This is a genomic window from Roseivivax jejudonensis (genome assembly GCF_900172265.1).
In the GTDB taxonomy this organism is placed as follows: Bacteria; Pseudomonadota; Alphaproteobacteria; order Rhodobacterales; family Rhodobacteraceae; genus Roseivivax; species Roseivivax jejudonensis.
In genome coordinates this window covers 323059-347615 of sequence record NZ_FWFK01000002.1, presented here as the reverse complement: position 1 = coordinate 347615, position 24557 = coordinate 323059, and the positions used below count along the sequence as shown (strand labels likewise).

Below are 24557 nucleotides of genomic sequence, written 5' to 3'. Positions count from 1 at the left end.
TCTATCCATCGACAGATTGTATCGAGACGGGGTGTGCCGATGATCGGGGCCGTGCGGCTGGCTGCTGTGTTCTGGGCGGCGACGGCGATCGCCGGGGCGACCGAGGAGCATCCGGTCGTGGTGGAGCTTTTCACCTCGCAGGGATGTTCGTCCTGTCCGCCGGCCGATGCGCTCCTGAAGGAGCTGGGGACGCAGGAGGGTGTCATCCCGCTCGCGTTGCACGTCGACTACTGGGACTACATCGGCTGGAAGGACAGCTTCGCGCAGCCGCGCTTCACCGCGCGGCAGAAGGGCTATGCCCGCGCCGCGGGCCGAACCTCGGTCTACACGCCGCAGATGGTCGTCAACGGGGCCGAGGATATCGTCGGCAACCGTCCGAAGGACCTCGCCGCCGCGGTCGCGCGGCATCAGGCGCGCGAGACGCCGGTCGAGATTACGGCCGAACGTCGGGGCACCGTGCTCGACCTCGCGCTCGCCACCGACGCGCCGGTTGGCGCAACGAAGGTGTATCTCGTCCGCTACCGCGAGTCGGAATCCGTGGCGATCCATCGAGGCGAGAATGCCGGCCGCAAGATCGAGTATTCGCACATCGTGACGGACTGGGACGTCGTCGGCCATTGGGACGGGCAGGGCGCTTGGTCCGAGCAGGTCGCGATCGAGGGCGATGCCGCGGCCGTCGTGCTGGTGCAGGAGGCCGATCACGGCGAGGTGTTGGCCGCCGCCCGCTTGCGCTGACGCTTCGCCTGCCGGTCGGGCTTCCACCGTCGGTGAATCCAGAACCATTGCGCCGGATCGTCGTGAATGCGCGCCTCGAGCGCCGCCGTCGCCGCTCGCATCATCTCGACCGGGTCGCCATGCGGGATCGGTGCATCGAAGCGCGGCTCGAAGCTTTGGCCGTCGGGCTGGCGAATGCCGAAGAACGGGACCATGAGCGCACCGGTCCTGACCGCGATCTCGGCCGCCGAGGTCAGCGTCGGCGCGGGACGCCCGAGAAAGTCGATCGGCACACCGCGACCCGAATAGAGATCGAAGAGCAGCACGCCGTTGCCGCCGCCCTTGAGGTGTTTCAGAAGACCCAGCGTGCCGCGGCGGCCCTGTTCGAACACAGGGCCGGAGAGCCGGTGCATGTTGGCGGCATAGTGCGCGTTGAAATAGACATTCGACATCGGTCGGTAGAGGCCGCCGATCTGCCAGCCCCGCGCAACCAGAGCGGCGCGCGGCGCCTCGAAGTTCCCGTAGTGGCCGGTGACGAAGAGGATGGGACGGCCCGCGGCGCGGGCCGCCTCCATGTCGTCCACGCCGTGGCCGGTCAGCGGCACGTCCGCCATCCGGTCGCGCAGGCCGAGCACGTCGTAGTTTTCGATCATCGTGCGGCCGGCGTTGTCGGCCACACGGTCGGCGAGGGCGCGCGCCCGATCCCGGGGCATGTCCGGCCAGACATGTAGCAGGTTCTCGATCGCGCGGGGCCGATACCCGGCGAGCGGTGCGACCACGCCCGACACGAGCCGGCCCATCAGGCGCAGGCGCAGCGGCAACGGCAACGCGAGGCACGCGGCAATCGCGCCGCGCAGCGCGCGATCGGTCGCCCAGTCGCCCCAACTGCCGCGCGGCGCGTCGGTGCGGGCGGCGTCTTGGGAAGGGTCGGCATCGGCCAAGTCGGGCTCCCTCGCGGATCGGGTGCGAGAGATAGGCCGCGCGCCCCGGATCCACAAGCGCGGCATCCGCGCGCGCCGTCACTCGGCCGCCTCGTCCTCCGGCTCGACGAACTGGACCTCGCCGGACTCGACCAGCCGCCGGATCGCGTCGATGACCGCGCGTTGCGCGTCCTCGGCTTCTTTCGCCTTCGGCACCGGCCGGTCCGCGATCTCCTCCCGCAGGCCGCCTGCGACGCGTTTCGACATGTTGTCGAGAAGGAAATCGACCACCGGCGCCATCTCTTCGGACCGGGCGCCGGCCATGGCGGTGACGAGCGTGTCGCTTGCGACCTCCCGCGTGATCTTTGGCACATCCGCCGCGGCGATCCTTTCGGGGATGTTCACGAAGGTGAAGATCGCCTTGCGCACCGCCTCGGCAAAGGCGCTGTCCTGTTCGTCGAGCCCGGTCAGCACGTCGTCGCGGATGCGGTCGGCGGAGTAGTTCAGGATCGCGCCGACACGGTCCACCGGCGTCGCAGAGAAGGCGCGAGCAGGCTCGGCATCGATCTGCGCGGCGATCGCCAGGCCGATCCGGTCCACCGTGTCCGGCGTGATCGCCGACGTCTTGGACACGGCGTAGGTGATGCGTCGCGCAAGCGGACCGGGCAGGCGACCAAGCACCTGCGCGGCCTTCGTCACGTTGATCTTGGACATCAGGACCGCGGCGACCTCAACGCTCTCGGAGGCCACGAACTCCGCGATGCGCTCGGCCGGAAGTCCGCCGATGCGATCCCACGGATCGCCCAGCTGCCGCACGCCGGCCTCCTTGCGCAGGCGGCGCGCGGTGTGCGCGCTGATCCGGCCGTCGAGCTGATCGAGCGCGCCGGCGACATGGCCGGGAAAGGACAGGCCGACGGATTCGAGCTCGTCGGAAAACTCCTGGATCACCGCGTCGAGCGTGGCGCGATCGACATAGCGCATCGCGCCGAGCGCGTGGGTCAACTCTTCCTGCAAGGGATCGGGGAGCGACGACAGGGGGACGTCGGCGCCCTCGTTGAGGATGAACTGCACAATGATGGCGGCCTTCGCCTTGCGGGTCAGGCGGTCGGGCCGACCGGCCACGGGTCCGGGCAAGGCGGCGAGCGGGCGCGGAACGGTCATGAGCTCTTGAGCATCGCGAATTCTGTCGGATGCGGTCTCGGTATCGGAACGAGCTTAACGAAGGCTTGCAGCGTGCTCGGCCCGCGCATGAAAAAGGCGGCTCCCAAGAGCCGCCTGTCGGTGTTCGTATCGCTGGCAGATCAGCCGGTCACGGTTACGCAGGAACCGCTCTCGCGATCGTAGGTCATGCCTTCGCCGCAGGACATCGCCTGCTGCTGGCCCCAGCTGCAGCTCGCGCTGGCCGAGAGGGCCGAGGCGGCCGTGAGGGCCGCGGCGGCGAGAAGTGTCTTGATCGTCATCTTCCGTCCTCCTTGCTGCAATGGACGAAAGATAACGTCTGATGACGCAGCGTCAAAGAAACGATGGATCCTGCGGCGGCACGCCGCGCAGTCTGACCCGCCGCTGCATCATTTCACGGCTCAGTCCTCTCCGAACACCCGGGCAAAGATCGTGTCGACATGCTTGGTATGGTAGCCGAGGTCGAATTTTTCGGCGATCTCGTCCTGCGACAGGATCGCGGTCACCTCGGGATCGGCCGCGAGTTCGGTCTGGAAGTCGCGTCCTTCCTCCCAGACCTTCATCGCATTCCGCTGCACCATCGCATACGCGGCCTCCCGGCTCGCGCCCTTCTGCGTCAGCGCGAGAAGCACTCGCTGCGACATGACCAGACCTTTGTACTGGTTCATGTTGCGCATCATGTGTTCGGGATAAACCACCAGTTTCTCGACGACATTCGTCAGGCGCGCGAGCGCGAAATCAAGCGTCACGGTCGCGTCCGGGCCGATGTTTCGCTCCACCGACGAATGCGAAATATCGCGCTCGTGCCAGAGCGCGACGTTCTCCATCGCGGGCAACGCCATCGACCGGACGAGCCGTGCAAGCCCGGTCAGGTTCTCGGTGAGGACAGGGTTGCGCTTGTGCGGCATCGCCGACGAGCCCTTCTGGCCGGCAGAGAAGAACTCCTCGGCCTCGAGAACCTCGGTCCGCTGCATGTGGCGGATCTCGGTCGCGAGGTTCTCGACCGAGGACGCGATGACGCCGAGTGTCGCGAAGAACGCGGCGTGCCGGTCTCGCGGAATGACCTGGGTCGAGATTGGCTCGGGGATGAGGCCGAGCTTGTCGCACACATGCGCTTCGACCGCGGGATCGATGTTCGCAAAGGTACCGACAGCGCCGGAAATGGCCCCGGTAGCAATCTCTTGCCGGGCGATTTTCATGCGCTGAAGGTTGCGGTCCATCTCGGCGTAGAAGCGCGCGAAGGTCAGGCCCATCGTCGTCGGCTCGGCATGGATGCCGTGGCTGCGCCCGATCCGCACCGTATCCTTGTGCTCGAGCGCCCGGCGTTTCAGCGCGGCGAGAAGCGCCTCCAGGTCCGTTATCAGGATGTCGGCGGCGCGCGTGAGCTGGATGTTGAAGGTGGTGTCGAGCACATCCGACGATGTCATGCCCTGATGCACGAATCGGGCTTCGTCCGCGCCGACGATTTCGGCGAGGTGGGTGAGAAACGCGATGACGTCGTGCTTGGTCACCGCTTCGATCTCGTCGATGCGGGAGACATCGAACGCCACGCCGTCCGCCGTCCACACCGCTTCGGCGTTCTCGCGGGGGATCACCCCGAGATCGGCCTGCGCGTCGCAGGCATGCGCCTCGATCTCGAACCAGATGCGGAATTTCGTCTCCGGTGCCCAGATCGCGACCATGTCGGGGCGGGAATAACGGGGGATCATGGGAACCGGACCTCTCACAGGTTGTTGACCGAACAGCCGCGGTCATAGACTTGGTGGTATGCGCGAACAAGTGACGGTCCCTAAGCCGTGAACCGAAGAGCCGATCCCCTGGGCGCCCTCGCGCGTCTGCCGGCGGGTCTGCGTGACTTCGTGGGCACGTGGAGGTTGAGCCGCCGTATCACCGACCGTATGCACGCAATGTCCGGCCATGCAGAGGGCCGGGTCTGTTTCATTCCCGAACAGGACGCGCTGCGCTACGACGAGCAGGTGACCATGCATCTGCCTGGCCAGAAGCCGATCCCCGGCACGCGCAGCTACCTCTGGCGCGAAGGCGCGGGCAGCATCGAGATCGCGTTCGACGACGGCCGCCCGTTCCACGCCATCCCGCTGGGCCTGACCTCGCCGGAGGCGGTTCACTTGTGCGATCCTGATCGCTACGCGGTCGTCTACGATTTCGCCGATTGGCCGGTCTGGGGCGTGACGTGGGAGGTCAGCGGCCCGCGCAAGGACTACCGGATGGAAACGTTGTTCGTCCGCGAGAAAACCAACGGGAACGCGCCCGGCGCGGCCTGACCGCGACCCTCGGGACCGGCGCTAAGCCCTTGCCGGATGCCGGCGGCTCGGGCAGAACGGAACGAACCGGAACGACAAGGACCAGGAGGCTGTCCGAATGACCACCGCAACCCACCGCAACGTGCTGGCCGAGACCTTCGGCGCGACCGAAGGCGCGGGCCTGCGTCTCAAGCAGGCGGCGCTAGTCGTTCTCGGCATCGCGTTCCTCGCCGCCGCGGCGAAGATCCGCGTTCCGATGTGGCCCGTGCCGATCACGATGGGCACGTTCGCCGTGCTCACGCTCGGGGCCGCTTACGGTGCGCGGCTCGGTCTCGTGACGATCCTCGGCTATATGGCGCTCGGCGCCCTCGGTCTCAACGTGTTCGCGGGCTCCGGCGCAGAGTCGAGCGGCATCGCCTACATGATGGGTGGCACCGGCGGCTACCTCGCGGGCTACGTGGCCGCGACCGTGCTTCTGGGCGCGCTCGCCCGTCGCGGCTGGGACCGGTCGGCGCCGAAGATGGCGGGCGCGATGCTGCTCGGCAACGTCCTGATCTACGTGCCGGGCCTGATCTGGCTCGGGATGCTCTACGGCTGGGACCAGCCAATCCTGCAGTGGGGCCTGACGCCGTTCCTCGTCGGTGACGCGCTGAAGCTCGCACTGGCCGCGGTGCTGCTGCCCGCCGCCTGGAAGCTCGTCGGCCGCGCGCGCGGCTGATCCGGGCGCCACTTGATCGATGCACGGCGCGGCGGCCACGGCCTGCCGCGCCGTTTTCGTTCGGAGCACACGATGATCCTGCAACGGCATCTGCCTTACGATCCGGCCGAGCGCCCGCGTCTGCCGGGGATCCAGCCACTCTCGGAGCCCTGGATCGTGACGGATGATGCGTTTGCCGAACAGATGGCCGAACGCGCCCGCCTGATCGAGACCGACCGCGATGCCGTCCTTGCGGAACGACCCGGGGCACGGCCCGCGGTGCTCGAGGCTCTGGAGGCGATCGTCGCGGCGCTTCCCGATGGGTACAAAGTCGCTGCGGATCACGTCGTGCGTCCGGATGACAACGCCGTCGCGCTCGATCGCGACGATCCGCTCGCGACGCTGGGACGGCTCGTGCAGGAGGATGTGTGCGTGCTGGAGCGTGGTGAGGATGCCGCAGAGCACGTTCTGACCGCGGCGATGCTCTGTTTTCCCGCGCGGTGGCGCCTGTCGGAAAAGATCGGCCACCCGTTGACGACGATCCACGATCCGGTCCCGGACTACGACGGGAATATCGCACGGCGGGTGCAGCGATTGTTCGATGGGATCGGCGTGGGTCGACCGCTCTGGCGCTGCAACGAACTCTGGACGGCGGATCCTACGCTTTATCAGCCCGATCCGCCGGCGACGCGCCCGAAATGGAGCCGAGAAGCGCCGGACTATCTGCGGACGGAACGGCAGTGCCTCGTCCGGCTGCCGCAGACGCGGGCGGTCGTGTTCACGATCCACACCTACATGCTGGAGCGTGCGGACGTGCCCGGTGTCAGAGAGCGGCCAGAAGAAGCTCCGGCCGGAACGCTCCGGCCTGATTGAGCACCGTCCCTGTCGCCGAAAGCGTCAGGACATGCGCCGACAGACGGAAATCCGATCCGCGGAACGCATGCGTCGCGGCGAGGATCAGGGCGACCGGCATGCACAACGCCGCGATCGTCGCCGTGAGCGACCAGCTCGCCGCCTGCGCGCGCAGATCGGTGGTCTGCGTCGGGCTCAAGGCGGTCTCGGATTCCGGGGCTTCGGGCGCCGGCGGCTCGGGGATGCGGCGCGGAGTCACCGGCAGACGGGTGACGTTCGACACTTCAGGACCTTTCGTCGGCGCGGCGGGCGGGGCCCGGCGGCTCGACGTGTAGCTTTGCGCCGCGAGGAACTCCTCGGGAGTGAGCGCGCTGCTCGGGCTCAACCACTCGACGTGCTGCGCCTCGACCATCGGCAGGACGCGATGGACGACACCTGACAGGATTTCGGCCGCGCGGCGCCGCGACAGGCGCGAGCGGCCGGGCCGGCCGGCCAGTTCGAACACGATGCGGTTTCCGGAGACGACGGCACGCACGATAGTCGTCGCGCCCGCAGCGGCCGACCGGGAGCGCGAGATGCGCACGGCGTCCGGACCGCCGTCGAGATCGCGAAGCGCCTCGGCGGCGCCGCGCAGCATTGCGCTCAGATCCGGCCCGGCGGGGTCGGGTAGCAGCAGGGCGGCATAGGGACGTACAACGTGCGACATGGCTTCTCGACCTCGGGACCGGCCCTTTGCGGGCGCTTCTGAGATCAAGGTTAATTCGCGTTTGAGGAGAGATTGTGTCCGCCGGCGGCCGCTTCGTGCGGCGCCGGCGGTGAAACGGCATGATTCAGGACAATAACGCGAAAAACCGGCAATTAGCCGCCGATGCGCTCCGCGGCGTAGGCGATGGCACGCTGATAATTGCCGCTGTCGTTCCAAGCGGAAAGCACGTTGAAGTTGCGCGTGCCCTGTCCGAAGGGCTGACCCGGCTGCCAGCCATTACTGCGCAGCAGATTCGCGGCCGAGGCCAGCGCGTCGACGGCGTTGTAGGGGTCGGCCCGTCCGTCGCCGTTGGCATCGACGCCGAAGCGCGCCCAGTTACCGGCAAGGAACTGCATGTGGCCCAGCTCGCCCGACGGGCCGCCTTGGGTCGAGGGCGTGATGACGCCGCGGTCCACGAGCTGCAGCGCGGCGATGGCGTGGCTCTCGAACCGGGGATGGCGCCGGCAGTAGGAGGCCAGCGTCACGGCGCCGCCGACGACCGGCGTGCGTCCGAGGTAGCCGCCGAAGCTCGTCTCGAGCCCCCAGATCGTCGCCAGCACGCTTCCCGGGACGCCGTAGGTCCGCTCGAGCGAGGAGAAGAGGTTGGCGTTGCGCTGGATTCGGTTCGACACCTGGTTGATGAAGGCCTGAGCCGATCCGCCGGACCGCTTCGCGAGGAAGTTGGCCGGATCGCCGTAGGACACGCCAGATTGGCTCGAGGGCTGCGATTCGAACCGCCAGGTGATGCCCGAAAGTTGTGCGCCCTGCAGCGCCTGCATGCCGCGCTGGCCGACGCCGGCAGCGGCGGCTTCCTGGGCGAGACCCTGTTTGTAGCTTCCGAACGCGCCTTGGCTCGTGATGCATTGAGCGGACCAGGCCGCGGGTGCCGAAACGAGGGTGAGGCAAAGCGCGGTGAGTATTCGGCGCATCGAGGTCTCCTGTCTGAAAGCCGTTGGCCAACGACGGTAGCGCCGAATCGTTCCACCGTTAAGGCGGAACGCCGGCGAAGCACGCCGGCGTGACCGACTCACAGCGGCAGGAAGACCCCGATCGCCGCAACGCAGGCCGCGATGCTGACCGAAACGGCCGTTCGGCCGGGAAAGGGGGCCAGGTTCTCGTTGTCGGAGCGCAGGGCCGCGACTTCTTCAGGAGAGGCGTCTCGCAGGACTTCGGCGCGCAGGTGCCGCTCGAAAGCCTGGACGTGCGAGTCGTGGCGATGCGTGGCGCCTTGTTCGTCGGGCACCGTGCGCTGCGGCCGCACGAGACGGCGCACACGGGCGGGACGTGCGGTGCGGCGCAACGGCGCCGCCACCGTCCGACGCGGCGCGACCGGGCGCGACGGCGTCGGCTCGGGCTCCAATGCCGACAGGAACGCGGCGCGCGGCAGCGCGACGGCGGCATCGAGCCATTCCACATGCGTGGCCGGAACGCGCGCCAGCATGTACCAAACGAGTTTCGCGAGGCGGGCCTGCACGCAGGCCTGTGCCGTTTCCGCGGGATCGCGGGCGACGAGTTCCACCGTCAGGCGGTTCGATCCCCCGAGGGTACCCACCGACAGTCGGAGATCGAAGCTCTCGGTCTCGACGTGCAGGCCGGTCTGCGTGCGAACGGGCGTGCCCCCGTCGACATCGATCTCGGGCAGGCAGACCGCGATCAGGTCGGTCAGGGCATGCACGGTCAGGTGGAGGTCGGCTCCCAGGACGAGGGAGGCGCGTTCGGGCAGGACGGTTTCGGTCTGGGCAGCAATAGCGGTCATGGCTTCTGTCTCCGTGGCGCGTCTCTGATGTGTCGCGATGAGACAAAGTTGCGGGGGATTCGCGCCCTAATTGTGAAACGCAGGGTCACCCAAAGCGGCATTTTCCGCCGCAAGTGGCGCATTTTCGCGGCGGATGCCACAGTTCCGGCGCCTTTGCCCAAATTGGCCCAGATCCGTCGCATCCCGCTTGGCTCTGTCCGGGTTTCGCCACAATTGAGCCGCTGCCGTGCAGATCTGCAATTGCGGCTTTTGCAAGAGGGTCCGGCAACCGGCAGGGGTCAGGGGGGCCGAACGGAAACGGGGCGCCCCGAAAAGGAGCGCCCCGCGAATTTCTTTCGTTCCGGAAACGGTCAGCAGCTGTAGTACAGGCCGAACTCGACCGGGTGCGGCGTGTGCTCGTAGAGTTCGAGCTCTTCCATCTTCAGGTCGATGTAGCCGTCGATCTGATCCTTGGTGAAGACGTCGCCGGCCAGCAGGAAGGCGTGGTCTGCCTTCAGCGAGTCCAGTGCCTCGCGCAGCGACCCGCAGACGGTCGGGATGCCCTCGAGCTCTTCCGGCGGCAGATCGTAGAGGTTCTTGTCCATCGCCTCGCCCGGGTCGATCTTGTTCGAGATTCCGTCGAGACCAGCCATCAGCAGTGCCGCGAAGCACAGGTAGGGGTTCGCGGAGGGATCGGGGAAGCGGGCCTCGACGCGCTTGGCCTTGGGGCTCTCGGTCCACGGGATCCGGACGCAGCCCGAACGGTTCCGGGCCGAGAACGCGCGCAGAACCGGTGCCTCGAAGCCCGGGATCAGGCGCTTGTAGGAGTTCGTGGACGGGTTGGTGAAGGCGTTGAGCGTCTTGGCGTGCTTGAGGATGCCGCCGATGAACCACAGCGCTTCCTGGCTCAGGTCCGCGTACTTGTCACCCGCGAAGAGCGGCTTGCCGTCCTTCCAGATCGACATGTTGCAGTGCATGCCGGTGCCGTTGTCGCCATAGATCGGCTTGGGCATGAAGGTCGCCGACTTGCCGTAGGCCTCGGCAACGTTGTGGATGACGTACTTGTACTTCTGCAGTTGATCGCCCTGATCGGTCAGGGTCGAGAAGATCAGGCCAAGTTCGTGCTGGCACGACGCCACCTCGTGGTGGTGCTTGTCGACCTTCATGCCGATGCGCGCCATCGTCGACAGCATTTCCGAGCGCAGATCCTGCCCGTGATCGACCGGGTTCACCGGGAAGTAGCCGCCCTTCACGCCGGGGCGGTGACCGGTATTGCCCATCTCGTACTCGGTGTCGGTGTTCCACGACGCGTCGATGGCATCGACCTCGTAGGAAACCTTGTTGATGGAATTCGAGTAGCGGACGTTGTCGAAGATGAAGAACTCGGCCTCCGGGCCGAAATAGGCGGTATCACCGATGCCCGACGCCTTGAGGTAGGCCTCCGCCTTCAGCGCCGTGCCGCGCGGATCGCGCTCGTAGGGTTCGCCGGTGTCCGGCTCGACCACGGTGCAGTGCAGGCAGAGCGTCTTCTCGGCGTAGAACGGATCGATGTAGGCGCTGTCCGGATCGGGGATCAGCTTCATGTCCGAGGCCTCGATCGACTTCCAGCCGGCGATCGACGAGCCGTCGAACATGAAGCCTTCTTCGAGGAAGTCCTCGTCGACCTGATCGTGCATCAGCGTCACGTGCTGCAGCTTGCCGCGCGGATCGGTGAAGCGGATGTCGACGTAGGCGACGTCTTCGTCCTTCATCAGCTTGAGAACGTCACTCTTGCTCATCGATGGAATCCTTCTCTGTCGTAGGAAAATCTTGGTGTGATTGGTCGTTGGCGAGGCAGGGGGTCAGAGCGCCTCGGAGCCGGTTTCGCCGGTCCGGATGCGGATGGCATGCTCCACAGGCGTGACGAAGATCTTGCCGTCGCCGATCTTGTCGGTCTTCGCTGCGGCGACGATCGCGTCGATCGCGCGATCGACAAGATCGTCGTCGAGCACCACCTCGATCTTCACCTTCGGCAGGAAGTCGACCACGTATTCGGCACCGCGATAGAGTTCCGTATGCCCCTTCTGTCGCCCGAAGCCCTTCACCTCGACGACCGACAGCCCCTGGATGCCCGCCTCCTGAAGCGCTTCCTTCACCTCGTCGAGCTTGAAAGGCTTGATGATCGCCTCGATTTTCTTCATGGCGCGTGTCTCCCTCATCCGTGCCTCCGCGGTCAGACCATGTCTGCCGGAGCGTCACAATCCGACAGAAGCGGCAGTGACGGATGCACGCCAGCGTGAAATGACGGTGGGATCATTTTTTGTGCGATGCGCACAAGAAATAATCAGAATTGAATCGGGTGGTGCATGGAGCTTTTGACAGCGGCGGAAATGAGCGCGGCAGAGCGTACGGACATCGAGGCAGGGCGCGTGACCGGGGCGGAATTGATGGCGCGGGCAGGGGCCGGGACGGTGGACGCCGTACTGGCGAAGTGGCCGGATCTTGCCGCAGGTGCGCACCGCGCGGTGGTGCTGTGCGGGCCCGGCAACAACGGCGGTGACGGCTTCGTCGTCGCGCGGCTGCTCGCGGCGCGGGGCTGGACGATCGACCTGTACCTTCTCGGCCGGGCCGACGCTCTACCGCCGGATGCGCGGGCGAACCATGACCTCTGGCGCGAGCGCGGGGAGGTGCGCGCGCTCGAGGACGCGGCCATCGCGCCGCCGGCCGTGGACGGCGAAGTGCTTTGGATCGATGCGCTCTTCGGGACCGGCCTGTCCCGCCCGTTCACCCTGTCGGCAGTGGCGCGACAGCTTGGCGCCGCGGCGCGTGATCCAGAGACACGGGTCGTTGCCATCGACATGCCGAGTGGCTGGTGCAGCGACAGTGGGCGCTGGTTGGGCGATGCCGCGCCCGAGGCGCGCACGGCCGCGGACCTTACGGTGACGTTCCACCGTCGGAAGGCGGGGCACATCCTAAGCGACGGACCGACGGCCTGCGGGCAGCTCGCGCGTGTCGATATCGGGCTGGAGGCGGCCACGGCGCCGGGGGCTCGGCCGGCGCGGCTCGTCGAACCGGACACCCTCGCAGCGGTATCGAAACGGCCGGGGCACAAGTATGATCATGGTCATGCGCTGGTGCTGACGGGCGGTGCCGGGCGAACCGGCGCGGCGCGGCTGTCGGCACGCGCCGCTTTGCGCATCGGGGCGGGGCTCGTGACCCTTGGCGTGCCGGGCGCGGCGCAACTCGAAGTGGCGATGCACGAAACGGCGGTGATGCTGCGCCGGGTCGATGATGCAGAGGCGCTCGACACGGCACTCGAGGATCCCCGATTGAATTCTCTTTGCCTCGGTCCGGGCCTCGGGTCGGAGCGTGCGCACGCCCTTGTTCCCGCCGCGCTTGCATCCGGGCGCGCGACCGTTCTCGACGCGGACGCGTTGACGGCGTTTGCCGACGCGCCTGACCGGCTGTTCTCCAAGCTTCACGCGCGGTGCGTCCTGACCCCGCACATGGGCGAATTCGCGCGGCTCTTTCCCGATATCGCCGAGGATCTGAAGCGCACGCCAGAGTCGGGACCGGCCGCCTCGCGCATCGACGCCGCGCGCGCGGCGTCCGTCCGGTGCGGCGCGGTCGTTCTGCTTAAGGGGGCGGACACGGTGATCGCCGCGCCGGATGGCCGCGTTCTCGTGAACGCGGCGGTCTACGAGCGGTCGGTTCCGTGGCTCGCCACCGCCGGCGCTGGAGACACGCTCGCGGGGCTGATCGCCGGGCTGCTCGCGCGCGGGATCGCCCCGCTCGAGGCTGCCGGCACCGGCGCTTGGTTGCATGTGGAATGCGCGCGTCGGTTCGGGCCCGGCCTGATTGCCGAGGATCTGTGCGGCATGCTGCCGGGAGTGCTGCGCGAGCTCGGCGTCTGAGCCGAAGCCGGGGATCAGGCCACGGTGGCGGGGCAGGGCGCGCCGGCCGCGACCTCGAGCCCGTCGGCATAGACGATGTGCGGCGCGTCGAAGACGAGCTCGACGACGGAAACGTCGCACGTGCCGATCTCCGAGACGAACTCCCCGTCGCAGAGGCGGCGGGCGGCGACGAGCGCTTGGGCCCGTCCGAACAGCGCGCTGGCGCGCCAGTCGCGCACGAGGATTTCCTGCCGGGCAGGCATGACCAGATCGCGATCGGGCCGCGCATTGCCGAGAGAGCCTGCGCGCAGCCGGACGAGCGGCAGCGCCGCGTGCCGGTGGCGCACCTCGCGCAGCGCGACGGCGCCGGCGTCCCGGGTGATGACGCGATCGCCTGGGACGAGCACCTCGACCGGCAGCGTGCCGTCGAGCGTGAAGACCTCGGTGCCCGCGATCAGGGCGTTGTGAATGGCATCGACGGAGCCGGGCCGTGGCACACGGGCCCCCGCTCCGCGCCGGACCGTTTTCGGTTCCATGGGCGCAATCCTGCTGTTCCTGCCTCGTTTTTTCCGAAAACTACGGCAACATCGGGTTAAAGTCGTGGCTTTGTGCGCAAAGGTTCCCACGGCACGGCGCACTGCAACTGCGATGCATCACCGTGACCCGCGAGCGATGCAGCGCGTCCGGCGCGCGCGAAGGCTCGCCCGGCGCCCTATGAGTGCAGGATTTTCCGCTCGCGCTCGTCATCCCGCTTTGCTAGAGAGCGCCGCAATCGGGCACCCGCGACCCATGTGGGGCGCCCGCGCAGGTTTTCGCGGGTGTGGCGGAATTGGTAGACGCACCAGATTTAGGTTCTGGCGCCGCGAGGCGTGGGGGTTCGAGTCCCTTCACCCGCACCACGAGATGACGGAAGGACAATACGCAAGATGCAGGTCACCGAGACCCTGAACGACGGACTCAAGCGCGGCTACGCGATCAAGCTGAGCGCCGACGAACTCGATGCGAAGGTGAACGAGAAGCTCGCCGAGGCGCAGCCCTCGGTCGAGATGAAGGGCTTCCGCAAGGGCAAGGTGCCGATGGCCCTGCTGAAGAAGCAGTTCGGTCAGCGGCTTCTCGGCGAATCGATGCAGGAAGCCATCGATGGCGCAATGAGCCAGCATTTCGAGGATACCGGCGATCGCCCGGCGCTCCAGCCCGAGGTCAAGATGACCAACGAGGACTGGAAGGAAGGCGACGACGTTCATGTCGAGATGAACTATGAGAAGCTTCCCGACGTGCCCGAGATCGACCTGACCGACATCTCGGTCGAGCGGCCGGTGGCGAAGGCGTCGGACGAGGATGTCGACGAGGCGCTCAAGAACCTTGCCGAGACCGCGACCGACTACAAGGACCGGCAGGACAACGTGAAGTCCAAGGACGGCGACCAGGTCGTCATCGACTTCGTGGGCAAGGTCGACGGTGAGCCGTTCGAGGGCGGCGCCGCCGAGGATTATCCCCTTGTTCTGGGCTCCAACTCTTTCATCCCCGGCTTCGAGGAGCAGCTCGTCGGCGTGAAGACCGGCGAGGAAAAGACCGTCGAGGTCAGCTTCCCGGCCGAATACGGGGCCGAGAACCTCGCAGGCAAGGACGCGACCTTCGACGTGACAGTCAAGGCGGTGAAGAAGCCCGTCGCGGCAGAGATCGACGATGAACTGGCCAAGAAGTTCGGGGCAGAGGATCTCGAAGCGTTGAAGGGTCAGATCCGCGAACGGCTCGAGGCTGAGTATCAGGGCGCCGCGCGCCAGGTGGTCAAGCGCCGCCTGCTCGACGTGCTCGACGAGAAGGTCCAGTTCGACCTGCCGCCGAGCCTTGTGGAGGCCGAGGCCAAGCAGATCGCGCACCAACTCCACCACGAGGAAAACCCGGACGATCACGGCCACGACCATGGCGAGATCGAACCGACCGAAGAGCACACGTCGCTGGCCGAGCGCCGCGTGCGCCTCGGGCTCCTGCTCGCCGAGATCGGCAATCAGGAAGAGGTTCAGGTCACCGATGCCGAGATGACCCAGGCGATCATGAACCAGGCGCGGCAGTATCCGGGGCAGGAGCGCCAGTTCTTCGACTTCGTGCGGCAGAACCAGCAGATGCAGCAGCAGCTGCGTGCGCCGATTTTCGAGGACAAGGTCGTGGACGTGATCCTCGAAAAGGCGCAGGTAACGGAGAACGAGCTGTCCAAGGAAGAGCTGCAGAAGCTGCTCGACGAGCTCGACGCGGTCTGATCCGCCGCGAATGATCTAGAACGACGAACGGCGGCTCGGTAATTCGAGCCGCCGTTTTCTTGTTCTCTGTTCCGTGTTTGCGCGTGTGACCGTGAGTGAGGCGCGCTCAGACCGTGGCGGTCTTGAGCGCCGCTTCCAGCCGATCGCGCTGTGCGGCCGGAAGCGTGGAGGTTATCGAGGTGACAAGGCGCAGTGCCGCGTTCTTCTCGGACTTGGTGCGGGCGGTCAGCATCTGATCGCGGCAGTAGCTGATCAGCTCTTCGAGCTTGGCGCTGTCGGCGCTCGAAACCCCGGCGTCCGGAGCGTCGGCAGCCGGCGCTGGTTCTGCGTCGGCGGCGCGCTTGGCGACCGTCGAGTCGCGCAGTTCGCGGGCTTCGGCATCGGTCATGAACACGTTGGTCTCGATGCCAGAAAACGTGCGGATCGCGTCGACGCGCTCTTGCGTGGCATCGAGAAGCGCGGCCATCGCCGGCACCTTGCCCATCGGGACAGTCTTGCCGACATAGTCGTAGGGCGCATTGCCAGACCGCTTCAGCACGCGGTTCATGACCGGATCGATCACCGTGACGATATCCGTCACGCCGGCGTCCATGGCCGATTCGAGCGAGGCGATCATCAACTCGCAGGTGGCGTGCGACACGCTGTGGCGGCCGGTGCCGCTGGTCAGGCGCTTGGTGTCAACGCAGAACCGCGTCGATTCCCACATGTGCGGGTCGCGGATCGGCGGCTCGCCGTCGAGGATGTCGGCGAAGACATCCGACAGCATGTGCGGACCCGTGGTCTGCAGCGCCCGGACGCAGGACACCACGTTGCCGTCATCGTCGAGACCGATTGCATAAGCCGGATCCAGATCGTCGAACTGGTCGCGCTCCATGCCGTCTTCGATGGTCACGTCCCAGCCGAGCCGCTCTCCGAAGACACGCGCTCTCAAGCGGAACATGTCCTCCATAACGTCTTTGAATCGGTTTTTGTTGAGTGCGTCGACGACGATGATCATGGCTAACCCCTTAATCCCATGAGTGTTTCGATATCCGACCCGGAGTGTTCAGGCCGAACGATGGGATTAACCATAGATGAATCTTGACAGGGCACTATTCGGGGAATCCCGTACAAGTGCCGTGACGTCGCGGAGTCGCAATTATTCCGGGTAGATAAGCCCGCGTGCGATGGCTCGGCCGATGGCCTGAGCGGTCGTCAGAGCGTTGAGTTTCGTCCGCGCGGAGCGCAGGTGAACCTCGACCGTACGGTGAGAGATCGACAGGATATCGCCGATGTCGCTCTGGCTCTTGCCGGCGGCGATCCATTGAAGGATCTCCACCTCGCGTGTGGAGAGCGCGTGATCGGTCAACGCGCTCATCAGCTTGTCTTCGCGCATCACCTGGTCGTGGATGTTCACCGCGTAGGTCTGGAGGTAATGGACGACCTCTTTGCGCAGCTTCATCCACTCTTCGCGCGGGAGCTTCGACGTGACGCTGAGGCTTCCGACATCGCCCAATGGACCACGGACGGGGATCGTCATTCCCACGCTTCCGATGCCGAAGTCATGGGCGTCGCGAAACACCTTGTCAAAGTTTTCGGAGGGTTCGAGGCGCGTCCAGTCGACGGGCGCAATGCTCCGCCGCGCCTCGATCAGCGTCGGGTCGATCCGGTGGAACTGGTTCTTCGCGTAGTGCGCCTGCCAATCAGGAGCGTAGGTCATGAACCCATGCAGGCGCCCGGAGATCGGATTTGCGCCAGCATAGGCCGCGTCGTCCAGCCCGTGCTGATCGCAGATCCGCTTCAGGAAATCGATCACGTGGTCCTCGCGGGTGCCGTTGGATTTGTGTTCCGTAAGGCTCATACCCTTCCACGCGATCGCGGCAAAAGTTTGCCCAGATTATTCCTTTAAGATGGTGTCACGTTTTCCTTGCCCGTTGCAAGCGAACGCAAGAACGCCATGACAGCTTCACGCTGAGATGTGTCCAAATTGGTAAAGATGCTGGCAAGCTCGCGTGTCTGCGAGGGCGTGAGCGGCGGTGTCGTGCGCTCTGCCGCATCGTCCGGGGTCTCGATTTCCAGCTTCTCGAAGAAGTGGGTGATCGAAACGTCCAGCACGCTGGCGATTCGCCACATCTGGGCGGCCGAAATCCGGTTCTGGCCGCTCTCGTATTTCTGGATCTGTTGAAACCGCACGCCGAGGCGCTCACCCAGGTCGCGCTGCGTTAGCCCGCGCGCCTGGCGCTGCGCGCGAACACGCGCACCGATACATTTATCTACTGAATTCACTGGTCTCTCGCTCTTTGGTGGTGTTAACCCGCCATAATTTGCGAAATTTTTCAAGCCAAAGGTTTGCGGCTCGCACCCGTTTGTGGGGTGACAGACTGTTCTCGTCCCCGGCAAAGTCCATGATTTTGAACGAAATCGGCCGCCCCGAGGGCGGGACGGCCGAAATTGTAGCAAAATTGATCCAGCGCTCAGCGATCGCTGTCGTCGCTCGCGGTCTCGTCGCGTGAGAGGCGAGCGTCGAGTTCGTCCTTTTCCTGGACGGCCGGTTCGTCCGACGCCTGCTCGACATCGGTCTCCAGCTCGTCGAGCTGGGCCGCGCCGATATCGTCGAACAGCTCGGAAATCTCGAATTCGGCCTGGGCCTCTTCTTCGGCCGCGACCTCCTGAATCGACTTGCCGGCCTTCTGGATCTCCGCCTCTTCGGGCGACCGTGCGACGTTCAGCGTGACCTCGACGATCACCTCGGGGTGCAGGTGCACCTCGACCTCGTGCAGGCCCAGCTCCTTGATCGGCGTGCGGATGATGACCTGCTTGCGGTCGACGTCGAAGCCGGCCTCCTTGCAGACATCGGCCGCGTCGCGCGTCGTCACGGAGCCGTAAAGGTTGCCTCCGTCGGACGCCTGGCGAATCACGATGAACTGTTCACCGCCGAGCTTGTCGCCGACCGCTTCGGCCTCCTTGCGGGACTCGAGGTTCTTCGCCTCGAGGTTCGCCTTCTCGGCTTCGAAGCGGGCGATGTTTTCCTTCGACGCGGTCAGCGCCTTGCCCTGAAGCAGAAGGAAGTTGCGCGCGTAGCCGGGTTTGACGTCGACGACGTCGCCCATCTGCCCGAGCTTGGCCACGCGTTCCAGCAGAATGACTTGCATGGTCCTCTCCTTACTTCACGGCGTAGGGGAGCAGCGCGAGAAAACGGGCGCGCTTGATCGCGCGCGACAGTTCACGCTGCTTCTTGGAGCTGACGGCGGTGATGCGCGAGGGCACGATCTTGCCGCGCTCGGACACGTAGCGCTGCAGCAGCTTGGTGTCCTTGTAATCGATCTTGGGCGCGTTCTCGCCGGAGAACGGGCAGACCTTGCGGCGGCGGAAAAACGGTTTTGCTGCCATGGGTTGGGCTCCTACTCTCTGGCGATCAGTTGCGGCGGTCGCGGCGACGGTCGTCGCGCTCGTCGCGTTTCTGCATCTGGATCGAGGGGCCTTCCTCGTGCTCGTCGACCTTGATCGTGAGCACGCGCATCACGTCGTCGTGCAGCCGCATCAGGCGCTCCATCTCCTGCACCGCCTCGGCGGGCGCGTTGGTGCGCAGGAAGGCGTAATGCCCCTTGCGGTTCTTGTTGATCTTGTAGGCCATGGTCTTTACGCCCCAGTACTCGCTGTCGACGAGCGTGCCGCCGTTGTCTGCGAGGATGGAGGAGAAGTGTTCGATCAGGCCCTCGGCCTGTGCGTTGGACAGGTCCTGACGCGAGATAAAGACATGCTCGTACAGCGGCATGCGGTCTCCGTATCATTCTGGCGCATTTCAAAGGACAGGCGATCCACCCTTCGCGCCTGCCCACGAGAGACTGCGCGGTTCACATCGGATGCGAAGGGAGCCGCCCGTATACACGCCTCGTGCCATGACGCAAGGGGCGGCGCATCACCGTCACGGGCGCGTCCATCGCGTGCCCGGATCGCGCCCGATTGTTGCCGATTTGACCCTCGATTGTTGACCGTACGGAAATCGAGGAGCCGTCCATGTCGCATGTCGCCAACGATCCGCATCGTTCGCCCGAAGAGGCGGAGGCCGAGGCTCCGGCCCACGCGCTGCATCGTGTCGTGTTTCTCGTCGTCGGGGCGGGCCTCGTCGCCGCGGCGCTGGCGCTCTGGGCCGTGCCGGCGCGCCACCCGGATTTGCCGGCGCTGATGTTGTTCAAGCTCGGGCTGACCGCGTTCATGGCGCTCGGCGGGCTGGGGCTGATCGGACTGTCGCGGGCCCGGCACTGACGTCTGTTCAATTGCTCACAGAACATGTGACGCGCCGCAGCATTGATCGGCGAGGATCGGGACGCACCTCTCTGCCAGGTTTTTGACAGCAACAGAGAGGTCTCACCATGAACCGTTTCGTCACTATCGCCGCCATCACGCTTCTGCCCGCCGGTGCCGCGCTCGCCGAGCCGGTGCCTTACACGCTCGACAGCTCGCACAGCCAGATCGTGTTCCACTACGACCATCTCGGCTTCTCCACGGGCTACGGCATGTTCTCGGGCTTCGAGGGCGAGATCATGTTCGATCAGGAAGATCCCGCCAATTCTAGCGTCGAGGTGTCGTTCCCGGTGCGCTCGATGATGACCGGGTGGGAAGCGCGCTTCGAGCACCTGATGTCGGACGACTTCTTTGGCGCAACCGAAGAGGACATGGTGACCTTCACCTCCACGGGCATCGAAGTGACCGGCGAGGATACCGCTGAGATAACCGGCGACCTGACGATGAACGGCGTCACGCAGGAGATCGTTCTGGACGCGGTCCTGAACCAGGCGGGTGAGCACCCGATGGAAGGCGAGCCGTGGGCCGGATTCTCGGCAACCACGACGCTTCTGCGGTCTGACTTCAACGTCGGCGCCTTCGCCCCCGCGGTGAGCGACGAGGTGCAGGTGGAGCTTTCGGTCGAGGCGATGCAGGCCGAAGCCAGCGAGAGCTGAGCGGCACACCAGCGCGACGGAATGACAAAGCCCCGGCAGATGCTGCCGGGGCTTTTCTTTCGGGTCGATCGTGTCGCGTTCAGCTGCCGAGGTCGGCCTCGGCTTGCGACAGGAGTTCATCGACCTTCTGCCCCGAGCGACCGCGGATTTGCGCATCGCGCACGGCGTCGGCGTTCGACAGATCACCATCGGCGACGACAACCGCCACCATGCCGAGCGTCACGTGCGGCAGGCAGATGATGGCGCTGACGCCTGGCTCCGTGACCTCGTATTCCACAGCCTCGTTGATGCGGCCCTTGATGCCCTCCTGACCGTCCGGAATCGCGCCCTCGACGGTCTGCGCATTGTGGCCGCGATCGGTCGGGACGAAGCGGATGACGTCGCCGACATCGGCCATGATCAGTTCCTGGCTGAAGGCCATGTTGCGGCCGTCCTCGGTGCGATTGAGCATCTCGACCTCGATCACCTCGGCCGCCGCCGGGGCGGCGAATGCGAGGAGTGCCGCGGCGGAAACTGCGAGCTTTTTCATGCTTTTCTCCGTTGCTCTGTGTGATGCTTCGGAAAAAAGCATGACGCCTGCCCGTTGCCAGAGGCAGCCTGTCGCAGAGTGCCCGCATGTCGCACCGGTCCCGCGCCGGACGCAAGCGGTCCGGCGCGGGTGAAGCAGGTTGCCTAGTCGGCGGAGCCGCCCTCGGACCGCTCCGCGGTCAGCGCCACGCGCACCTCGACGTCGAAACCCACCTGGCTCTCGTCTTCCATGCTCTGGCCGATCCCGTAGTTGCGCCGGTCCAGCGTCGTGGCACCGCTCATCTCGGCCGTGTCATCCGAAAGCGTCAGGTCGAAGGGCAGGGTGACCGGCACCGTCTCGCCCTTCAGGGTGAGCGTGCCTTCGGCCACGTGCCCGTCGTCGGTGCGCACGAGATTGGCCTCGAAGGTCGCCGTGGGATATTCCTCGGCCGCGAGATACGCGGGATTGGTCGCCTGATCGGTGACGGAGCCGAGCGCAAGCGAGCCGAGATTGATCCGCACGGTGACCGATCCTGCCGGTCCCGGAGTGTCGCGGGGCTCGTAGTCGATGTCGGCGGTCCAGTCGGAGAACGCGCCGCTCACCTCGTCGCCCATCTGGATGACGGCGATCGCAAGCTCGCCGTCCTGGACCACCCAATCGGACGCGACCTCGTCCAGCGCGGCCGGTTCGGCCGCCTGCGCGTCCTGCCGGAACAGGCCCGCCATGCTGCCGATCCCGAGCGCCACGGCCCAGAGCGCGACGGCCAGTACCGCCGGAAGCGCGTGCGGCTGGTGTGCGGTCGCCGGGTGTCCGGCCCGCGTGCCACCGGGCCACATGCGCCGAAGCGTGGCGTCGCGATCGACCACATGGTGCTTCAGTGCGCCGGCCACATGCAGCGCCACCGACGCGACAAGGACCCACATGAACACGAAGTGCACGGCCCATGCCGTTTCCGCCAGCGCGGTCGATTTCGGGACGAGTGGCAAGCCCTGTCCGAGCGGCCACCAGATCGGAGCGAAGCCCTCGCTCGCGGCGTGACCGATCCAGCCCGACAGCGGCACCAGAACGAGGCTGCCGTATAGCAGCCAATGCACGGTGGCGGCCGCGAGCGTCTCGGCGCGGCGCTCGGGGTGCAGCGGGGCGGGTTTCGGCTGACTCAGGGCCCAGAGGATCCGGGCGAGAGCCAGCGCGAAGATCACGATCCCAAGTGTCTTGTGCGTCGAAAAGAGCGACGTTTTCAACGCCACCTGTCCGCTCGTGTCGGTCGGCACGAAGGCGGCGATGAAGCCGAGCGCGAGATTGGCGAATATTCCGAGCGCGATCGACCAGTGAAAGAATTTCGCGACAGCGCCGTAGCGATCGGTGTCGTTCGAGACGTCGAAGTCAGTGACGGCCATGGCGAGTCCTCCGTGTTTTGACCGGCATCGGATCGGCATTCCCGACCACTGCCGTGACATAGCGAAACGGACCCTCGGCTCAATCGCGCCGAGCGCACAGGATCTGTGCCGATCCGTTGCGCCAACGCATTCAAAACGCTAAGGGACGGCTCCAGCGATGCCGGTAGAGGAGACATGCCCGCAATGAGCCGAGCCTTCGTTTTCCCTGGACAGGGTGCCCAGACCATCGGAATGGGTCGCGACCTCGCCGATGCGTACCCCGCGGCGCGCGCGGTCTACGACGAGATCGACGATGCGCTCGGGGAGAAACTCTCCGCGCTGATCTGGGACGGCGACATCGAGACATTGACCCTGACGCAGAACGCCCAGCCGGCGCTCATGGCGACATCGATCGCGGCTCTGCGCGCGCTCGAGGCCGAGGGCGTGAAGGTCACCGATGCCGCATTCGTCGCAGGGCACTCGCTCGGCGAATATTCCGCCCTCGCCGCCGCCGGCGCGCTCAGCCTGACCGATTGCGCATGGCTTCTGCGGATTCGCGGTCGCGCGATGCAGGAGGCAACGCCGGTCGGCACCGGCGCGATGGCCGCGATCCTCGGGCTCGACCTCGAGACGGTGCGCGCCGTGGCGCAGGAGGCCGCCGAGGGCGAGGTCTGCGAGGCCGCGAACGACAACGATCCCGCACAGGTCGTGGTCTCCGGCAACAAGGCCGCGGTCGAACGCGCGGTCGGCATCGCCAAGGACAAGGGCGCGAAGCGGGCGATGATGCTGCCGGTCTCTGCGCCGTTCCACTGCGCGCTGATGGAGCCTGCGGCCCGGATCATGAAAGAGGCGCTGGCGCAGGCGACGATCTCGGGTCCGAGCGTGCCGGTCGTGCCCAACGTGCGGGCAGAGGCGGTATCGGACCCCGAGACGATCCGCGAGCTGCTCGTGCAGCAGATCACCGGGGCCGTGCGCTGGCGCGAGAGTGTCGCGTGGATGGCCGGACAGGGTGTGACCGAGATCTGGGAGGTCGGCGCAGGCAAGGCGTTGTCGGGCATGGCAAAGCGCATCGATCGCAATCTCGCCACGCGCAACGTCGGCACGCCCGACGATGTCGCCGCTGCCGCGGCGGCGCAGGGCTGAGACCGTCGGCTCTCGCCCGACCCGCGGCGATACGAGTTCAGAGGGAGTGAGACAATGTTCGACCTGACCGGAAAGCGTGCATTGGTGACAGGCGCTTCGGGCGGCATCGGCGGCGCCGTGGCGCAAGCCCTGTGCGAGGCGGGCGCCGACGTGGGGCTCTCGGGCACGCGTGAGGCACCGCTCAAGGAGCTGGCCGAAACGCTCGGCGGACGCGCCCATGTCCTGCCGTGCAACCTCGGGGATCCGGATGCGATCGCGGCACTGCCGAAACAGGCGGCCGAGGCTATGGGCGGGGTGGACATCCTCGTCAACAATGCCGGGATCACCCGCGACAACCTTTTCATGCGGATGACCGACGACGAGTTCACGCAAGTCATGGACGTGAACCTGACGGCGGCCTTCCGCCTGACGCGAGGCATGCTGCGCGGCATGATGAAGTCGCGCTGGGGCCGCATCGTCAATATCTCCTCGATCGTCGGCGCGACGGGCAACCCCGGTCAGGCGAACTACGCCGCTGCGAAGGCCGGTCTCGTCGGCATGTCGAAATCGCTCGCCAAGGAAGTCGCGAGCCGCGGCGTGACCGTGAACGTCATCGCGCCGGGCTTCATCGAGACGGCGATGACCGACAAGCTCACTGAGGATCAGAAGGCGCAGCTCCTGTCGCAGATCCCGGTCGACCGGATGGGAACGCCGACCGAGATCGCGGCGGCGGTCCTCTATCTTTCGAGCGTCGAGGCGGGCTACGTGACGGGTGCGACACTCCATGTGAACGGCGGCATGGCCATGCTGTAACGAGGCCCGAAACGCTGCCGGGGAAAGCGTTTGCCATCACCGATCCATGTGCTATAGGCGCTCGCAGCTTTGGCTCCGGGACTGCATTTTCCGGGTCAATGTCCCGGACCCTCGCCCCCGGGGGACAGCGCGGGAGAGGCGCCGCCCGGTGACGGGCACGACAGGAACGGCCCGCGCCAAGGGCAAGGGAAGACAGGGCCCGAGAGGTCCGAAAGCATTGTGAGGATGACAACATGAGCGACATCGAAGATCGCGTGCGCAAGATCGTGGTCGAGCATCTCGGCGTCGAGGAAGAGAAGGTGGTCGAGAACGCCTCGTTCATCGACGACCTCGGCGCAGACAGCCTCGACACGGTCGAGCTGGTCATGGCCTTCGAAGAGGAGTTCGGGATCGAGATCCCCGACGATGCGGCCGAGACCATCCAGACCTTCGGCGACGCCGTGAAGTTCATCAAGGACGCGACCTGACGGCCTGAAAGGGCATCAGGTTCACGACCGCGCGGGGCGGATCCTGGAAACGGGATCCGCCCCGTCGCGTTTCGGGCGGTCGGTCCGGTTCGCACGGT

At 66.2% G+C, this 24557-nt stretch carries 29 protein-coding genes and 1 tRNA gene; 12 read left to right on the top strand and 18 right to left on the bottom strand.

What is annotated here, in order from left to right; genetic code table 11:
* The first annotated feature begins 39 nt into the window (after positions 1 to 39).
* A complete protein-coding gene (locus ROJ8625_RS06735; protein ID WP_085791108.1) occupies positions 40 to 735 on the top strand; it encodes a DUF1223 domain-containing protein in 696 nt (231 codons plus the stop codon).
* Here ROJ8625_RS06735 and ROJ8625_RS06730 read toward each other — a convergent pair.
* The 4 genes from ROJ8625_RS06730 to purB all read right to left on the bottom strand — a co-directional run bounded on the left by ROJ8625_RS06730 (position 699) and on the right by purB (position 4522).
* Positions 699 to 1655, bottom strand: coding sequence for a lysophospholipid acyltransferase family protein (locus ROJ8625_RS06730; protein ID WP_234984189.1), 957 nt, complete (start codon positions 1653 to 1655; stop codon positions 699 to 701). The genes ROJ8625_RS06735 and ROJ8625_RS06730 overlap by 37 nt on opposite strands.
* A 78-nt stretch (positions 1656 to 1733) precedes the next feature.
* Positions 1734 to 2795 carry a flagellar motor switch protein FliG gene (locus ROJ8625_RS06725; protein ID WP_085791106.1) on the bottom strand — a complete coding sequence of 354 codons (1062 nt, stop codon included), beginning with the start codon at positions 2793 to 2795 and terminating at the stop codon, positions 1734 to 1736.
* A 140-nt stretch (positions 2796 to 2935) separates the two neighbouring features.
* Complete coding sequence (locus ROJ8625_RS20610) at positions 2936 to 3094, bottom strand: chitin-binding domain-containing protein (protein WP_200813292.1); 159 nt, start codon at positions 3092 to 3094, stop codon at positions 2936 to 2938.
* A 120-nt stretch (positions 3095 to 3214) separates the two neighbouring features.
* Entirely contained in the window at positions 3215 to 4522 is a 1308-nt protein-coding gene (purB, locus tag ROJ8625_RS06720; RefSeq protein WP_085791105.1) for an adenylosuccinate lyase, read from the bottom strand.
* 87 nt (positions 4523 to 4609) lie between these two features.
* Here purB and ROJ8625_RS06715 point away from each other — a divergent pair, with 87 nt between their 5' ends.
* The 3 genes from ROJ8625_RS06715 to ROJ8625_RS06705 all read left to right on the top strand — a co-directional run bounded on the left by ROJ8625_RS06715 (position 4610) and on the right by ROJ8625_RS06705 (position 6644).
* Complete coding sequence (locus ROJ8625_RS06715) at positions 4610 to 5095, top strand: DUF6314 family protein (protein ID WP_268794685.1); 486 nt, start codon at positions 4610 to 4612, stop codon at positions 5093 to 5095.
* 97 nt (positions 5096 to 5192) lie between these two features.
* Positions 5193 to 5792 (top strand): biotin transporter BioY, encoded by a 600-nt coding sequence (locus ROJ8625_RS06710; RefSeq protein WP_085791104.1) that lies wholly within the window; start codon positions 5193 to 5195, stop codon positions 5790 to 5792.
* 72 nt (positions 5793 to 5864) lie between these two features.
* Positions 5865 to 6644 carry a heme-dependent oxidative N-demethylase family protein gene (locus tag ROJ8625_RS06705; protein ID WP_085791351.1) on the top strand — a complete coding sequence of 260 codons (780 nt, stop codon included), beginning with the start codon at positions 5865 to 5867 and terminating at the stop codon, positions 6642 to 6644.
* Here ROJ8625_RS06705 and ROJ8625_RS06700 read toward each other — a convergent pair.
* The 5 genes from ROJ8625_RS06700 to ROJ8625_RS06680 form a co-directional block, all read right to left on the bottom strand.
* Positions 6595 to 7329, bottom strand: a complete 735-nt coding sequence (locus ROJ8625_RS06700; protein WP_143535063.1) for a hypothetical protein — start codon at positions 7327 to 7329, stop codon at positions 6595 to 6597. The two genes, ROJ8625_RS06705 and ROJ8625_RS06700, sit on opposite strands and share 50 nt — an antisense overlap.
* Before the next feature lie 152 nt (positions 7330 to 7481).
* Positions 7482 to 8297 (bottom strand): lytic murein transglycosylase, encoded by an 816-nt coding sequence (locus ROJ8625_RS06695; RefSeq protein WP_085791102.1) that lies wholly within the window; start codon positions 8295 to 8297, stop codon positions 7482 to 7484.
* A gap of 98 nt (positions 8298 to 8395) precedes the next feature.
* Entirely contained in the window at positions 8396 to 9124 is a 729-nt protein-coding gene (locus tag ROJ8625_RS06690) for a hypothetical protein (protein WP_085791101.1), read from the bottom strand.
* Between the two features lie 350 nt (positions 9125 to 9474).
* Positions 9475 to 10881 (bottom strand): type I glutamate--ammonia ligase, encoded by a 1407-nt coding sequence (gene glnA / locus ROJ8625_RS06685; RefSeq protein ID WP_085791100.1) that lies wholly within the window; start codon positions 10879 to 10881, stop codon positions 9475 to 9477.
* 63 nt (positions 10882 to 10944) lie between these two features.
* A complete protein-coding gene (locus ROJ8625_RS06680) occupies positions 10945 to 11283 on the bottom strand; it encodes a P-II family nitrogen regulator (protein ID WP_085791099.1) in 339 nt (112 codons plus the stop codon).
* A 165-nt stretch (positions 11284 to 11448) separates the two neighbouring features.
* On the opposite strand from ROJ8625_RS06680, the gene ROJ8625_RS06675 reads away from it, so the two are divergent.
* A complete protein-coding gene (locus ROJ8625_RS06675) occupies positions 11449 to 12996 on the top strand; it encodes an NAD(P)H-hydrate dehydratase (RefSeq protein ID WP_085791098.1) in 1548 nt (515 codons plus the stop codon).
* 14 nt (positions 12997 to 13010) lie between these two features.
* On the opposite strand, the gene ROJ8625_RS06670 is transcribed toward ROJ8625_RS06675, so the two are convergent.
* The gene (locus ROJ8625_RS06670; RefSeq protein ID WP_085791097.1) at positions 13011 to 13511 is read right to left on the bottom strand and encodes a Hint domain-containing protein; all 501 of its coding nucleotides are present in this window, start codon (positions 13509 to 13511) and stop codon (positions 13011 to 13013) included.
* A gap of 278 nt (positions 13512 to 13789) precedes the next feature.
* Here ROJ8625_RS06670 and ROJ8625_RS06665 point away from each other — a divergent pair.
* A tRNA-Leu gene (locus ROJ8625_RS06665) sits at positions 13790 to 13874 on the top strand.
* Positions 13875 to 13901: 27 nt separating this feature from the next.
* Positions 13902 to 15233, top strand: coding sequence for a trigger factor (tig, locus tag ROJ8625_RS06660; protein ID WP_085791096.1), 1332 nt, complete (start codon positions 13902 to 13904; stop codon positions 15231 to 15233).
* A gap of 106 nt (positions 15234 to 15339) precedes the next feature.
* Here tig and ROJ8625_RS06655 read toward each other — a convergent pair whose 3' ends face one another.
* The 6 genes from ROJ8625_RS06655 to rpsF all read right to left on the bottom strand — a co-directional run bounded on the left by ROJ8625_RS06655 (position 15340) and on the right by rpsF (position 18987).
* Positions 15340 to 16173, bottom strand: coding sequence for an acyl-homoserine-lactone synthase (locus ROJ8625_RS06655; RefSeq protein ID WP_234984187.1), 834 nt, complete (start codon positions 16171 to 16173; stop codon positions 15340 to 15342).
* A gap of 198 nt (positions 16174 to 16371) precedes the next feature.
* Positions 16372 to 17073: an autoinducer binding domain-containing protein gene (locus ROJ8625_RS06650; protein ID WP_085791094.1), complete on the bottom strand. Its 702-nt coding sequence runs from the start codon at positions 17071 to 17073 to the stop codon at positions 16372 to 16374.
* Between the two features lie 44 nt (positions 17074 to 17117).
* The gene (locus tag ROJ8625_RS06645) at positions 17118 to 17498 is read right to left on the bottom strand and encodes a helix-turn-helix domain-containing protein (RefSeq protein WP_159456732.1); all 381 of its coding nucleotides are present in this window, start codon (positions 17496 to 17498) and stop codon (positions 17118 to 17120) included.
* Positions 17499 to 17686: 188 nt separating this feature from the next.
* Entirely contained in the window at positions 17687 to 18364 is a 678-nt protein-coding gene (gene rplI, locus ROJ8625_RS06640; protein WP_085791092.1) for a 50S ribosomal protein L9, read from the bottom strand.
* 10 nt (positions 18365 to 18374) lie between these two features.
* Positions 18375 to 18602 carry a 30S ribosomal protein S18 gene (rpsR, locus tag ROJ8625_RS06635; RefSeq protein ID WP_037262148.1) on the bottom strand — a complete coding sequence of 76 codons (228 nt, stop codon included), beginning with the start codon at positions 18600 to 18602 and terminating at the stop codon, positions 18375 to 18377.
* A 25-nt stretch (positions 18603 to 18627) separates the two neighbouring features.
* Positions 18628 to 18987, bottom strand: coding sequence for a 30S ribosomal protein S6 (gene rpsF, locus ROJ8625_RS06630; RefSeq protein WP_085791091.1), 360 nt, complete (start codon positions 18985 to 18987; stop codon positions 18628 to 18630).
* A 242-nt stretch (positions 18988 to 19229) separates the two neighbouring features.
* Between rpsF and ROJ8625_RS06625 the strand changes: the two genes are divergently transcribed.
* Together ROJ8625_RS06625 and ROJ8625_RS06620 are read left to right on the top strand one after the other, a co-directional pair.
* Positions 19230 to 19478 carry a hypothetical protein gene (locus ROJ8625_RS06625; protein ID WP_085791090.1) on the top strand — a complete coding sequence of 83 codons (249 nt, stop codon included), beginning with the start codon at positions 19230 to 19232 and terminating at the stop codon, positions 19476 to 19478.
* Between the two features lie 107 nt (positions 19479 to 19585).
* Positions 19586 to 20173, top strand: a complete 588-nt coding sequence (locus ROJ8625_RS06620; protein WP_085791089.1) for a YceI family protein — start codon at positions 19586 to 19588, stop codon at positions 20171 to 20173.
* A 79-nt stretch (positions 20174 to 20252) separates the two neighbouring features.
* On the opposite strand, the gene ROJ8625_RS06615 is transcribed toward ROJ8625_RS06620, so the two are convergent.
* The gene (locus tag ROJ8625_RS06615) at positions 20253 to 20702 is read right to left on the bottom strand and encodes a plastocyanin/azurin family copper-binding protein (protein ID WP_085791088.1); all 450 of its coding nucleotides are present in this window, start codon (positions 20700 to 20702) and stop codon (positions 20253 to 20255) included.
* A gap of 143 nt (positions 20703 to 20845) precedes the next feature.
* Complete coding sequence (locus tag ROJ8625_RS06610) at positions 20846 to 22078, bottom strand: cytochrome b/b6 domain-containing protein (RefSeq protein ID WP_085791087.1); 1233 nt, start codon at positions 22076 to 22078, stop codon at positions 20846 to 20848.
* A gap of 183 nt (positions 22079 to 22261) precedes the next feature.
* Between ROJ8625_RS06610 and fabD the strand changes: the two genes are divergently transcribed.
* The 3 genes from fabD (at position 22262) to ROJ8625_RS06595 (ending at position 24459) form a co-directional block, all read left to right on the top strand.
* Positions 22262 to 23200 carry an ACP S-malonyltransferase gene (fabD, locus tag ROJ8625_RS06605; protein ID WP_085791086.1) on the top strand — a complete coding sequence of 313 codons (939 nt, stop codon included), beginning with the start codon at positions 22262 to 22264 and terminating at the stop codon, positions 23198 to 23200.
* A gap of 54 nt (positions 23201 to 23254) precedes the next feature.
* Positions 23255 to 23992, top strand: coding sequence for a 3-oxoacyl-[acyl-carrier-protein] reductase (gene fabG, locus ROJ8625_RS06600; RefSeq protein WP_085791085.1), 738 nt, complete (start codon positions 23255 to 23257; stop codon positions 23990 to 23992).
* 233 nt (positions 23993 to 24225) lie between these two features.
* Positions 24226 to 24459: an acyl carrier protein gene (locus ROJ8625_RS06595; protein ID WP_085791084.1), complete on the top strand. Its 234-nt coding sequence runs from the start codon at positions 24226 to 24228 to the stop codon at positions 24457 to 24459.
* The last annotated feature ends 98 nt before the right edge of the window (positions 24460 to 24557 follow it).